Below are 12,288 nucleotides of genomic sequence, written 5' to 3'. Positions count from 1 at the left end.
GCTGCTACCATTAGTCGATTGAATCTCGCATCGACGTCCGCATGTGTCGTGTGCCGGGCGCAAGCTGAACGTGTGCTGAAGGCCCGAATGCGGAGTGGAAAATAGGGACATCAACGGAAATGGAACGCGAATTCACCGAATCGACGCCCGCGACCCGTGCGCGAGCGGAACTATTGTGTTTCCTTGTCGCGGTTGCCGCGGCCTCGTATGCGCTCACGCAGGAATGGCGCGTCGACCATGTCGTGCAATGCTGCCGCCAGTGGCTTCGCAAGAACGACACGAAAATGCGCTGGCTCGAGCGCGTACGCATTGGTCAGCTCGCGCTGAAAATCGCGCGCGACGACCTTGAAAATGCGGGTATCGCGGTGCGGCTCTCGAGCGTGTCCGCGCTCTTCACCGACGAAATGGAACTCAACGAAGCGAGCACGATGGTGCAAAGAATGATGACGCTTTGTCACGAAGCGTGTCACGAGGCGCTTTAAATTTCAATCGTGTGATCGACCGGAAGCCACCAACAAAAGATGGCGCTTTAAGCATGTTCTGTGGCAAAGTGCGGCCATTTGCGTACGGAGAAGAAGATGGCCACGCTGGAAGCACTCCAGAGAAAGATTGAACGTTTGCGGGCACAGGCCGAAGCAGCCGCGGCTAAACAGAACTCGGCGGTGATCGAGCGCATTCGCGGCATCATGGAGAAGCACGGTTTGACCGTAGCGGACGTGGCCGCACATCTTGATGAAACGCGCGGTGCGAAGCGCGGCTCGCGGCACGGGTCCGCGGGCGGCGCGGTGCGTGCGGTCCCGCAAGGCAAAGGCAAGCTGCCGCCGAAGTACCGCGACCCGCAGACGGGCGCAACGTGGAGCGGCCATGCGCGCCCACCGGCATGGATCAGGAACGTCAAGGACCGCAGCCTGTATCTGATCTGATTTGACCGGCGTTAGACCGGCAGCCAATCACAAGCCTTCGGGGTAGGCCATGCACAAAGTTGCGCTTTTCGTCGTCGTTGCGTCCGTTGCTTTGAGCGGCTGCAATCGCCGCGCTGAAGAGGTGAAAGATTGCAGCGCGGGACAAGCGCGGCCCGCGATGGACGTCGGCCAGGCGATGTCCGTGCTGAAGGCTGCCGGTTACGAAGTCAGGCGCCCCGATGAAGCGCCCTCCCTCCCCACCTCCGCTACCGTCTCGACGAGCGCACAAATCGCGGCGCCTGCCCAACCGCAGACGCCCGAGCCAGCGCCCGCGCCGGTTCAGACACCCGCTCCCGTGCAAGCCGCGGCACCCGTGCATTCAACGGCGCCGCACCGGTTCTCGCTGCTGTGCAACGCGACCGTGCAAGGCCAACCCGCATCGCAAAGTCTCTCGGTCGATCTCGACGCCGATACGGTCAATGGCGTGCAAGCCGAAGTATCCGACACGGAAATCCGCTGGACGACGCAGTCGCGCGACCCGTCGGGCGCGGTATTCAACGGCGAGACACACACGCTCAATCGTTTGACCGGCGACTATCGTTTCTACGACGAAGCCGCAATCTATTCCGCTACCGCGCCGACATGGCAATGCGCACTCGCATCGAAGCGAGTCTTCTGAGGTTCGGTTGATGCATCGATTAATGCGTCGGTTGATGCTCGGTTGATGTTTCGTTGATCTTAGCGGTCCGCAACCGTCAACGCCGTATCGAGCGAGAACACGAACGTGCCGCCCTTCCCCTCGCGATCGACGAGCGCAATGGCACTGCCATGCAAGTGCAGAATCTGCTGAACGATCAACAGGCCCAGCCCGCCTATGCGCTGGGCGCCACCCACGTTGACCGGCCGCTGAAAGAGGCTATCGCGCAGCGCCGGCGGAATGCCCGGGCCCGTGTCGCTCACGGTGACGGCGACCCTGCCGTTTGAAGACTCGAGTTCGACTTCGATCATCCCGCCCTCCGGCGTATGCCGTATTGCGTTGTCGAGCAGATTCGTCATGACGCGTTCGATCATGCCGAGGTCCGCTGACACATCGGGCAGACGCGTCGATATCCGCGCGCGCAGACTGATGCGGCGCGCCTGCGCGGCGAGCTCGAACTTCTCGAATACGTCCTGCAACAGATCCGCCAGCGAAAACGCTTCCGGCGCCGGTTGAATCTGGCCATGCTCGAGCCGCGCGAGCTCGAAGAGCGATTGCGCGAGGCGCCCTACTTTCGCGCTTTGCAACAGCGCAATGCTCAGATAGCGCCGACGCTCGGGCTGGGCGAGCTGATCGAACTTCAACGACAGCGCTTCGAGATACCCATGCAACGAAGTGAGCGGCGTGCGCAGGTCGTGCGAAATGTTCGCGATCAGTTCGCGGCGCTCCTGGTCGCGGTACGTCAGCTCGCGCCATTGTTGCGCGATACGGTTCGACATCTGCTGGAACGTGCGTTCGAGTATCGCGATTTCGCCGCGCGCGCGGCCACGCGCGGACAACATGCCAAGTGAAGAAAGTTTCTCGGCCGCGCCGCGTTCATCGCCGGCATCGAAATCGCGTACCGCCTCCGTCAGGCGGCCAAGCGGCCGCGTAATCAGGCGAAACGCGATCAGGCCGGCGATCAGACCGGCCAACGCGACGAGCGTCATCGACCATAGCGTCGTGCGCAAAACGGCATTCGTCGCGATGCGCGCGGCCCACTCGTCGTGCGCTTCACCGAGCAGCACCACATAGATGTAGCCGGCCGTCGCACCGTTCGTCCCGGGCAATGCGGCGGCGCTAAACACCTTGCGGCCGCCGACGCTGCGCGGATCGTCGCCGAAAATCGGCAACGCCTCGCCGGCAAGAAAGCGCCGTATCGGCCGCACGTCGACGCGATCGCGCTTCACATGGCCCGGCGGCGCGTCGTCGCCGCGGATGGCGCCGTTCGCATCGAGCAGGTACACCTCGACGCTTGGGTTCACAGCCATCAACTGGCTAAAGAGCGAGCGCAGCATGTCGTCACGCGGGCCGCTCCGATCGATCAGCGGACCGTTCTGCGCGATATGCGACGCGAGATCGTGCGACACGCTTTGGATCACCTGCTGGTCGTGCAGATCGCTTGCGCGAATCTGCAGCCACGCCGACACCGCGCAGCATGCGAGCAGCAGTGCAGAAAATACCAGTGAGAGGCGCTGCGACAGATTCACGTTTATTCCTTTCTCGCGGGGCGTCGAGGTGCTCAGGCAGGCGCTCAGGCGCCGGTCGGGCCGCTTCACGTCTGTCCCGAGGCGGGATTGGCGTCGAACCGGTAACCGCGTCCCCAGACGGTTACGATGCGCACTGGCTCGGTTGGATCGGCTTCGATCTTCGCGCGCAGCCGGTTGATGTGTGTGTTGACCGTGTGCTCGTAGCCTTCGTGCGAGTAACCCCACACCGTATTCAGAAGATCCATGCGCGAGAAGACTTTTCCTGGGTGGCTCGCGAAGTGGTAAAGCAGATCGAATTCCCTTGGCGTCAGCTCGACGCGCCGTCCGTCGATACTGACATCGCGCGTCAAGGGATCGATTGACAGTCCGAACGACGTGCGAATGCCGGCCTGGACGCGCAAGTCCTTCGCCATCGCGTCGACGCGGCGCAGCAGCGCCTTGAGGCGCGCGATCAGTTCGAGCACCGAAAACGGTTTTGCAAGGTAATCGTCAGCACCGAGTTCGAGACCGATGATGCGGTGCACCTCGCTCGAACGCGCACTGATGATGATGATCGGCGTGTAGCTCGCCATCGCCCGCGCGCGCTTGCAGATCTCGAGGCCGTCGACGCCCGGCAGCATCAGATCGAGCACGAGCGCGTCCCAGCCGCCTTGCGTCAGCAGGCGCAGGCCGTCATCGCCGTTCGCGCAGTGCACGACCTCGTACTGCTCGTCGCGCAGATGCAGACCCAGCACGTTGGCAATATCGATATCGTCTTCGACGATCAGAACGCGCTTCGCTTGAGCCATGGGAATTTAACGAAAACAGTGGCGACCGGAGCACATTGTGCAGTCTTTCGGACGCGTCAGTTATCACGATAAATTTAACTTTCCGTGAGGACTTGGACACCGCGCAGCCGTTAGTCTGACTGCATGTTCGAAACGGCACGGCGTGCAGCACGGCGACGCCGGCCCGACCTGCCCGGAGGCAGCCATGCAATACCGTAGACGCGTTCTTATTGCGGGAACCACCGCGCTTGCGGCGCTCGCCGCGCTCACGCAGTGGCGCGCGCTGGCAGGCGTCCTGCCCGATGCGGCCAGCACCATGACCGCAGGATCGGACGAACACCTGACGAACGAACGCACTGCCGACGAACACTTCGACGTCACGCACACCGAAGCGCAATGGCGCGATCTCCTCACGCCCGCACAATTTGCGGTGCTGCGCGAAGCGGCGACCGAGCGCCCGTACTCGAGCCCGCTCAACGATGAACACCGGGTGGGCGTTTTTGCGTGCGCGGGCTGCGCCTTGCAACTCTTTTCGTCGCGTACGAAGTTCGAGAGCCACACCGGTTGGCCGAGCTTTTACGCGCCGCTCGATCACGCGGTGGCGACGCACACCGACCGTTCGTTTCACATGACGCGCACCGAAGTTCATTGCAGCCGGTGCGGCGGGCACCTCGGCCATGTGTTCGACGATGGACCGCAACCGACAGGTCTGCGCTATTGCATGAACGGGCTCGCAATGAATTTTCTATCGCATTCTGCCTGAGCGCGGAACGCCGTAGCCAAATTGGTATATACGCCTACGCGTCAAGACAATTTTGAATATTTTTCACAAGTATGTCAAAAATCGACGGTGTATTACCTATCCGGTGGAGCGCCTTTGTAAGGCGGGATTAGCGGTTACAAACGTCGCGCGACTCATCGCTGGCGGCGTGCAAGGTGTGGCAATGCGAACTGTAAGGAATACGTGAATTCGAGCAGTTCGCCAGAAGCCTCATCAGGAGAGCGCCCGATTCGGCGGTCCTTAGCACGGGCCCGCTGCAATCGGATGAGCTCCTGGTTAATATCGGCGACCGTACCTCTTGCGGTACGCCAGTCCAACTCAATGGAGAGATGTCAATGTCTGCAAAGAAGAACGCTGTTAGCTCCGCCCTGCTCGCAAGCGCAGTGGCCACCCTGCTCGCAACGGCCGCACACGCTGCGCCGCTCACCAAGGCGGAAGTCAGCGCGGCCACCGCCGCTCACAAGGAGAAGTGCTTTGGCGTCGCATTGAAAGGACAGAACGACTGCGCGGCCGGTCCCGGCACGACGTGCCAGGGTACGTCGACCATGGACTTCCAGGGCAACTCGTGGAAGTTCACCCCGGCGGGCACGTGCACGGACATCGTCACGCCGGCCGGCAACCATGGTTCGCTGACGCCGATCAAGTCCTAAACACCAGTGTCAAGCACGGGGACTGTGATGAGCGGATTGACCAGCACCACAACGATGCGCGCAGACATGCGTCCCCGTGGCTTGACGTCGGAGACTGCGGGATGGGTCGGCACGAGCTTCAAGCACGAACATCTCGCAGCAATTCTTGCCGACGGTGTCAACCATGGCTTTTTCGAGGTTCACGCGGAAAACTACATGGGCGCCGGTGGCCCGCCGCATCGCATGCTCGCCGCGATACGCGAGCGCTATCCGGTGTCGCTTCACGGCGTATGCATGTCGATCGGCGGCAGCGAGCCGCTGAACCAGCCGCACCTCGCGCGTTTTCGCGAGCTGGTCGATCGCTATGAGCCCGCGCTCGTGTCCGAGCATCTCGCCTGGTCCACGCATGGCGGTACCTTCTTCAACGATCTGCTGCCGCTGCCGTACACCGAAGACACGCTCGCGCGCGTATGCCGGCATATCGACGAAGTGCAGCAGGCGATCGCCCGGCCGATCCTGCTGGAAAACCCGTCCACCTACGTCGCCTTTCAATCGGCAACGATGAGCGAAACCGAATTCATCACGGCAATCGTGCGTCGCACCGGCTGCCGGCTGCTGCTCGACGTCAACAACGTATTCGTATCGGCGATCAATCACGGTTATGCCGCTTCGGCTTACCTCGATGCGTTCCCGCTCGATCATGTCGACGAGATCCATCTGGCGGGACACGCCGAACAAGTCGACGACGAAGGCGAGCGGCTGCTGATCGACAGTCACGACGGCCCGGTCGCCGATCCGGTCTGGGCACTCTATGAAAACGTCATCGAGCGCATCGGCCCGACGGCCACGCTTATCGAGTGGGACAGCAAGCTGCCCGCGTGGTCCGTGCTGAGAGCGCAGGCACTCGCGGCAAGGGATCTGATGGAACCGCATCGGATACCCGTTACGACGGACGTCTTCAATGAAATCTGAAGAAGGCCGCGATATGCGCGCAACCGACTTTGCAGCGGCATTCGCACGTGGCCTGACGAACCCGGACGTGCCGCCGCCGGAAGGCGTCGTGGGCGCACTGGCAACGGCCGCGAGAAGCGATGCAACCGGCGCAAAGGGCGCAGGTAAAAGCGCAATTAAAGGCGCAATTAAAAGCACAAGAAAAGGCGCCCAGAAGCGCTACAACGTCTATCGCAACAACGTGACGGTCAGCCTGATCGACGCGCTTGCGGCGATCTATCCGGCCGTGCAACGCATTACCGGCGCCGATTTTTTCAGGGCAATGGCGCGCTTTCACATGCGCGCGACGCCTCCGGTGTCGCCGCTGCTGTTCGAATACGGACGCGACTTTCCACGCTTTATCGAACAGTACGAGTACGCGAAAGGCATGCCGTGGCTCGCCGATGTCGCGCGTATCGAACGCGCGTGGCTCGACGCCTACCACGCGGCCGACCTGCCGGTTTTGCCGGTACAGATATTCGAAGGCATCGACCCCGCGCAATTAGGCGAACTGCGTTTCACGCCGCATCCGGCCGCGCGCGTCGTTCGCTCCGCGTATTCCGCGGTCTCGATCTTCGCGACGAACCGGCGCGACGGGCCCACCGAATTGCCTGAACCGCTCGATGCGGGCAAGCGCGAGGACGCGCTCGCGACGCGGCCCGAAGCGGACGTGATCGTGTCGCAGCTGCCCGACGGCGGCGCGGCGTTCCTGAACACGCTTATTGCAGGCGAATCGTTGGGCGTCGCGGTAGCCGCGGCTTTCGACGAAGCGCCCTCGTTCGACCTCCCGGCCAGTCTGAACGGGATGATCGTGTCCGGCGTATTTACCGCCATTCAACGTGGAGATTGAGGACAATGTCCGAACTGGAAAACGCGAAGCCCGCTTTTGCCGCTTGCGTGGCAACGAAGATCGGCCAGGCAAGCGGCCTCGTGCGGCAACTGGCGCAGCCCTGGCTCACCCAACTGGTGCTGCGCCTTGCGCTGTCCGTACCGTTCTGGCGGTCGGGCATTCTCAAGTGGCATGGATTTCTTCAGCTGAACGATACAGCGGTGGATCTCTTCACCGATGCGTTCCAGTTGCATCTGCCCGGCGGCCCCTACCCGTTTCCGGCGCCTGCGGTCTTTGCCTTTCTGTCGGCGTGTGGCGAGGTCGGTTTTCCCGTGCTGCTCGTGCTGGGTTTCGGCACCCGCTTTGCGGCGCTGGGCCTGTTCCTCATGACATGCATCATCGAGCTGACCATCCCCGACGGCTGGCCGATTCACATCACGTGGGCCGCGATGGCATTGGGGATTGCCGCATGGGGTCCGGGCCCGATCTCGATCGATTACCTGCTGTCGCGGGCGGTGAAGCGCGGTTGATCCGGCGGCGTCGCACGCGCGCGCCTTCATGCGTGAATGCTTGACCTGTTCGCGCGCGCATCGACGGCAACCTCAAGCATCAATGCCGATGCCGGTGATGAACATCGGGAAAATGCGCGTGCGAATGCGTGATCGGCGGATGCACGTGCCGATGCGTATGCGGTTCATCGCCCTCGTAGGGCGTGTCGTGCTCATGCCGATGATGCGCGTCGTGCACATGCCGATGCGTATGCTCCAGCCAGTCGTGCGTATGTTCGTGCTCGTGCCGCTCGCGCATGTGCAAGACGATACCGATCGTCATCAGCACCGCGGCGACCCAGAATGCGACATGCGGCCATTCGGGCCATAGCAGCAGCGACAACGCGACGCCGAACAGCGGCGCAACGGAAAAATACGCGCCGGTGCGCGCCGTGCCCAGATGGCGCAGCGCGACGACGAATAGCACGAGACTCACGCCGTAACCGACGAGCCCCGTCAACATCGCGGCGGCCACCGCCGCCGCCGGAGGCCACGACGCACCGGTCGCGAACGCGATTGCAAGGTTCACCGGGCCCGCGATGAGGCCTTTGACGCTCGCGATCGCCATCGCATCGTTGGTCGACACCTTGCGCGTCAGGTTGTTGTCGATCGCCCAACACAGGCATGCGCCGATAATCAGCAGCGCGCCGAGCGGCACGGCCGTATCGCCCGGCTGCCACGACAGCACGACGCCACCGGCGACAATCGCGACCATGCCGAGAAACACGGGGATATCGACGTTCTCGCGGAACACGACCCATGCGATCACGGCTGTCAATACGCCTTCAAGGTTAAGCAATAACGCGGTTGTGGCCGCGGGTGTGCTCCACAGCCCGAGCATCAGCAGCGCCGGCCCCGCGATACCGCCTGCCGCAATCGCGCCGAGGAACCAGGGCCATTCGGCACGACTAACCGGAGCGATCGAGCCAACGGAACCGGCCGAACCAGCCGTACTAGCCGTACTGGCCGAACCGGGCGGCTCGCGATGGCCGTCGCCGGCATGAGAAGGCTTGATCAGCCGTCGCACGACGCTCACAGCGAAGAGCCCGATCCCGCTGCCGAGATAAAACAGCCCCGCGACCATGAATGGCGACATCGCGCCAAGCAGCACCTTTGCAAGCGGCGTGGCGGCGCCGAATAGCACAGCGGCAGCAAGCGCAGTCGATATCGCGCCGAATCGTGGGTTCATTGACAATCTGCGAGGGCGCAGTGGCGTGCAAAGCGACAGTGTATCGGGCACCGCCCGACAGTTCGCCAACAACCTGCCTTTCGCAAGGGTGGAATGTCGACTCAGCCATCGCGCGCGATGCTCGTCGCTTCGTTATGCGGCGGCGCTTCTGCGCGCTGCGTGCTGTGAAGTGCGGCACAGCGCAACGCAAACTCGCGTGGCGTCATACCGTGATGTTCCTTGAACACGCGGCTGAAATGCGCGGCATTCAGGAAGCCGCACTGGTCGGCCACTTCGCGAATCATCAGGTGCGGGACATTGGCGAGCAGTTGCGCCGCATGCTCGATTCGCAGCGAGTACGCATAGCGCATCGCCGACAGGCCTTCGGCTTTCAGCGCGCGCGACAGGCAACTGGGCGACACGTTGACCGCCGCGGCCACGCTCGTCACATCGAGCGACGCATCGCCGATCCGCCGTGCGATTGCCTGCTTCGCCAGCCACGCGACCTTCGCGCCCGAGCGGCGCCCGAGCACCGGCTGACAAGGCGTCAGCAACACGTCCATCAGATCGAGGCACTGCATGCCCATGCGCGCGAGCAGCGGCTCGCTCGCGCGGCCGATCTGCGCGGTCAGAGCGAGCACGAAATCGCGCACCGCGGTGACATCGGCGGACATCGGCACCGCTTCGAAGGCCCGATGAAAGTGATGCACCCATCCGCGATCGTGCAGCAAGGGCTTCGGAATACGCACGATCGACAACTGCGTCGGCTCGCGAACCGATGCGACGAAATGAAACGAAGGATCGGCGACCACGATCTCGCCAGGGCCGACCCGCAGCGCCTGCCCATTTTGCTCGATCAGCATGCTGCCGGACCGGACGACCTTCAGCCGGATTTCCTGGTTCGGCCACTGGCCGGCCGCGCGCGAGATCGGCGAAAGGGTCTGGCCGGCGATCTCGAGCCGGCCGATCAGCATGTTCCCCGCCTGCCCGTACGCGGCGCTCGACGGGCCGAAGTACGACGCATCGAAGCGGCACGACAAGCCGATCTTCGACATCGCGTCGATCCATCCATGACGATCGACAGGCGTGCCGCACCATGTATGCGGCCGGGCCAGTACGTCCACTGAGCAGCCCTCCTTGTTCACGGAGCCGACGCGTGCCGCCGCGCCACGTTTTGACGGGTGCGGTACTCTTTTTGGGTAGTACAGACAATGACGGATATCGTATGCATGTAGCAATCCTCATCTACCGGTGAAAATGGCCGGCCATTTTTGTCTTGAAAGAATCTGCTCATGGTAGATACCCGCACGGGTACTGAACAGCCTGCAGAATGGGATGCATCCGTCCAGATATGGAATGGTCGTTCTACCTGTCGGCCCGTAACCCGCCCCGCTCGATCAGTCCGCTCAGCACGAGAGGTGGATCGCGCGTGGCAAGATAGACGCATCGATACCTTCGGGGCGATCCGATGCAGACGAACCTTATGGCCTTCCTTGCCCCAGGACGTCCCGCCCTGCGGATAGACGGCGCGCAGCACACCTTCGGCAATGCGGCGATTGCGTTGCAATGGACCATCGGCGACGGGCGCCTTCACGGATTCGCGCTCGCCGATCGCGTCCACGCCCGCATGTCAGGCATTACCGAGCCCTTCACATTGCGCTTCGCGGATGGCCGCGCACTGCGGCTCGCCGACCTGATACCGGTGGCGCCGCTGCGCACCGAGCCGCTTGCCGCCGATCCCGCCGCTTCGCGCATCGCCAGCGGCATCGCAGGTGTCCGCGTCGCCGTCATGCTGCGGGACGCAAGCGGCCGTCTGCGCATTGAATGGAGCGTCGAGCAACGCGATGGCTCGCCCTATTTGCGGATGCATCTGGCCATTACCGCGGCGGCCGAACCGCTGCGTGTGAGTGCCGTTTCGCTGCTCGAAACAGAAACGCCCGGCGCGCGCACGACCGGCACCATCGACGGCTTGCCCGTTAGCGTCGATCACGTTTATCTCGGTTGCGAAGATCCGCTTTCGCAAAGTGACCTGACCGGCGAGACGGCTGGCCTGCGTTTCACCATGAAGCGAACCCTGCCGATCGAGCCAGGCAAGACCGTTGTCTATTCGACGGTTGCCGGCGTCGCGCGCGACGGTCAGTTGCGGCGCGATTTCGCCAGCTATCTCGAACGCGAGCGTGCGCATCCGTCGCGCGCCTTTCTGCACTACAACTCGTGGTTCGATATCGGTTACCTCACGCGCTATACACAAGCGCAGGCGCTCGAACGCATCGCCGCGATCGGGCGCGCGCTGCACGACGAGCGCGGCGTGACGATCGATGGCTTCGTGTTCGACGACGGCTGGGACGATTACAGCGGCAACTGGTCGTTCAGCGACGCATTTCCGCACGGCTTCGAGCCGCTGTGCAAAGCGGCCGCGCGCTATGGCGCGGCGCCGGGTGCCTGGTTGTCGCCGTGGGGCGGTTACGGTCCGCCGCGTGATGAACGCGTCGCGCGCGGCGCCGCGGCCGGACTCGAAACGGTGGGCAACGGTTTCGCGCTATCCGGCGCGCACTACTATCGCCGCTTTCATCAGGTGACGATGGATCTGCTGCGCCGGCATGGCATCCGTCATTTCAAGTTCGACGGCACCGGCAATGCGAATAGCGTTTTTCCCGGCAGCCGTTTCGACAGCGACTGGGACGCCGCGATTGCGCTGATTGCCGATATTCGCCGCGAAGCGCCAGACGCTTTTATCAACCTGTCGACGGGCACGCTGCCGTCGCCGTTCTGGCTGCGCCATGCCGATACGATCTGGCGCGGCGGCCAGGACTTCGGTTTTGCCGGTATCGGCAGCGACCGCGAGCAATCGATCACCTATCGCGATACGCAGATCTATCGGAACGTCGTGCTTCAGAGTCCGCTCTTTCCGCTGAATTCGCTGATGCTGCACGGCATGATCTGCGCGCGGGAGAATACGCGGCTCAATTCGAGCGAAGGCGCGGACTTCGCGCACGACGCGCATGCGTTTTTCGGCAGCGGCACGCAATTGCAGGAGCTCTACGTCACACCATCGCTGATCGGCGATCGCGCGTGGGACACGCTTGCCGACGCGGCGAAATGGGCGCGCGGCGCGGCCGGCGTGCTGCGCGACAATCATTGGATCGGCGGTGCGCCAGACGAGCTCGACGTCTACGGCTGGGCCGCGTGGACACCGTCGAAGGCGATCGTCACGCTACGCAATCCCGATAGCCGCACGCGCCAAACCGTGCTCGATTTACGTGCGCAACTGCAATTGCCCGCCGATGCACAGGCGCGCTTCGAAGCGCATACGCGATGGTCCGAAGTTGGCCGCCCAAACGTCATCGCGCAGCTCGATGCGGACACGAGGCAAACCATCGACCTTGCGCCCTTCGAAGTGCTTACGCTGGAACTCGATCCGATCGGTCCCGCCATCGAGCCGGGCTAG

13 protein-coding genes are annotated in these 12,288 nt (G+C 63.1%); 9 read left to right on the top strand and 4 right to left on the bottom strand.

Going from position 1 to position 12,288, the window contains the following annotated elements; genetic code table 11:
• Positions 1–119: 119 nt before the first annotated feature.
• The 3 genes from ACYPXD_RS15590 (at position 120) to ACYPXD_RS15580 (ending at position 1,581) form a co-directional block, all read left to right on the top strand.
• Positions 120–482 carry a hypothetical protein gene (locus tag ACYPXD_RS15590; protein WP_459712803.1) on the top strand — a complete coding sequence of 121 codons (363 nt, stop codon included), beginning with the start codon at positions 120–122 and terminating at the stop codon, positions 480–482.
• Between the two features lie 96 nt (positions 483–578).
• The gene (locus ACYPXD_RS15585) at positions 579–923 is read left to right on the top strand and encodes an H-NS histone family protein (protein ID WP_459712800.1); all 345 of its coding nucleotides are present in this window, start codon (positions 579–581) and stop codon (positions 921–923) included.
• A 49-nt stretch (positions 924–972) separates the two neighbouring features.
• Positions 973–1,581, top strand: a complete 609-nt coding sequence (locus tag ACYPXD_RS15580) for a hypothetical protein (protein WP_459712798.1) — start codon at positions 973–975, stop codon at positions 1,579–1,581.
• Between the two features lie 59 nt (positions 1,582–1,640).
• On the opposite strand, the gene ACYPXD_RS15575 is transcribed toward ACYPXD_RS15580, so the two are convergent.
• Positions 1,641–3,134: a sensor histidine kinase gene (locus ACYPXD_RS15575; protein ID WP_459713357.1), complete on the bottom strand. Its 1,494-nt coding sequence runs from the start codon at positions 3,132–3,134 to the stop codon at positions 1,641–1,643.
• Positions 3,135–3,193: 59 nt separating this feature from the next.
• Complete coding sequence (locus ACYPXD_RS15570) at positions 3,194–3,916, bottom strand: response regulator transcription factor (protein WP_459712796.1); 723 nt, start codon at positions 3,914–3,916, stop codon at positions 3,194–3,196.
• A gap of 184 nt (positions 3,917–4,100) precedes the next feature.
• On the opposite strand from ACYPXD_RS15570, the gene msrB reads away from it, so the two are divergent.
• The 5 genes from msrB (at position 4,101) to ACYPXD_RS15545 (ending at position 7,654) form a co-directional block, all read left to right on the top strand.
• Positions 4,101–4,658 (top strand): peptide-methionine (R)-S-oxide reductase MsrB, encoded by a 558-nt coding sequence (msrB, locus tag ACYPXD_RS15565; RefSeq protein WP_459712793.1) that lies wholly within the window; start codon positions 4,101–4,103, stop codon positions 4,656–4,658.
• Positions 4,659–5,011: 353 nt separating this feature from the next.
• A complete protein-coding gene (locus ACYPXD_RS15560) occupies positions 5,012–5,326 on the top strand; it encodes a BufA1 family periplasmic bufferin-type metallophore (protein WP_459712791.1) in 315 nt (104 codons plus the stop codon).
• 66 nt (positions 5,327–5,392) lie between these two features.
• Complete coding sequence (bufB, locus tag ACYPXD_RS15555; protein ID WP_459712788.1) at positions 5,393–6,277, top strand: MNIO family bufferin maturase; 885 nt, start codon at positions 5,393–5,395, stop codon at positions 6,275–6,277.
• Positions 6,267–7,145: an HvfC/BufC N-terminal domain-containing protein gene (locus ACYPXD_RS15550; RefSeq protein ID WP_459712785.1), complete on the top strand. Its 879-nt coding sequence runs from the start codon at positions 6,267–6,269 to the stop codon at positions 7,143–7,145. Before bufB ends, ACYPXD_RS15550 begins: the two co-directional genes overlap by 11 nt.
• A 5-nt stretch (positions 7,146–7,150) precedes the next feature.
• Positions 7,151–7,654, top strand: a complete 504-nt coding sequence (locus tag ACYPXD_RS15545; protein WP_459712783.1) for a DoxX family protein — start codon at positions 7,151–7,153, stop codon at positions 7,652–7,654.
• Positions 7,655–7,733: 79 nt separating this feature from the next.
• Here the strand turns inward: ACYPXD_RS15545 and ACYPXD_RS15540 are convergent, their stop codons facing one another.
• Together ACYPXD_RS15540 and ACYPXD_RS15535 are read right to left on the bottom strand one after the other, a co-directional pair.
• Positions 7,734–8,861: a DMT family transporter gene (locus tag ACYPXD_RS15540; protein WP_459712781.1), complete on the bottom strand. Its 1,128-nt coding sequence runs from the start codon at positions 8,859–8,861 to the stop codon at positions 7,734–7,736.
• Between the two features lie 101 nt (positions 8,862–8,962).
• Positions 8,963–9,964 carry a helix-turn-helix transcriptional regulator gene (locus ACYPXD_RS15535; protein WP_459712778.1) on the bottom strand — a complete coding sequence of 334 codons (1,002 nt, stop codon included), beginning with the start codon at positions 9,962–9,964 and terminating at the stop codon, positions 8,963–8,965.
• A gap of 344 nt (positions 9,965–10,308) precedes the next feature.
• On the opposite strand from ACYPXD_RS15535, the gene ACYPXD_RS15530 reads away from it, so the two are divergent.
• Complete coding sequence (locus ACYPXD_RS15530; RefSeq protein WP_459712776.1) at positions 10,309–12,288, top strand: alpha-amylase family protein; 1,980 nt, start codon at positions 10,309–10,311, stop codon at positions 12,286–12,288.

This window comes from Paraburkholderia sp. 2C (assembly GCF_054589215.1).
Note: the sequence above shows the minus strand (reverse complement) of the source record. Positions and strands in the feature narration are given on the sequence as shown.

Bases quoted from the DNA above. Each gene is read 5' to 3' on its own strand.
- ACYPXD_RS15590 (WP_459712803.1), top strand. From the start codon at position 120: ATGGAACGCGAATTCACCGAATCGACGCCCGCGACCCGTGCGCGAGCG.
- ACYPXD_RS15585 (WP_459712800.1), top strand. From the start codon at position 579: ATGGCCACGCTGGAAGCACTCCAGAGAAAGATTGAACGTTTGCGGGCA.
- ACYPXD_RS15580 (WP_459712798.1), top strand. From the start codon at position 973: ATGCACAAAGTTGCGCTTTTCGTCGTCGTTGCGTCCGTTGCTTTGAGC.
- ACYPXD_RS15570 (WP_459712796.1), bottom strand. From the start codon at position 3,916: ATGGCTCAAGCGAAGCGCGTTCTGATCGTCGAAGACGATATCGATATT.
- msrB (WP_459712793.1), top strand. From the start codon at position 4,101: ATGCAATACCGTAGACGCGTTCTTATTGCGGGAACCACCGCGCTTGCG.
- ACYPXD_RS15560 (WP_459712791.1), top strand. From the start codon at position 5,012: ATGTCTGCAAAGAAGAACGCTGTTAGCTCCGCCCTGCTCGCAAGCGCA.
- bufB (WP_459712788.1), top strand. From the start codon at position 5,393: ATGCGTCCCCGTGGCTTGACGTCGGAGACTGCGGGATGGGTCGGCACG.
- ACYPXD_RS15550 (WP_459712785.1), top strand. From the start codon at position 6,267: ATGAAATCTGAAGAAGGCCGCGATATGCGCGCAACCGACTTTGCAGCG.
- ACYPXD_RS15545 (WP_459712783.1), top strand. From the start codon at position 7,151: ATGTCCGAACTGGAAAACGCGAAGCCCGCTTTTGCCGCTTGCGTGGCA.
- ACYPXD_RS15540 (WP_459712781.1), bottom strand. From the start codon at position 8,861: ATGAACCCACGATTCGGCGCGATATCGACTGCGCTTGCTGCCGCTGTG.
- ACYPXD_RS15530 (WP_459712776.1), top strand. From the start codon at position 10,309: ATGCAGACGAACCTTATGGCCTTCCTTGCCCCAGGACGTCCCGCCCTG.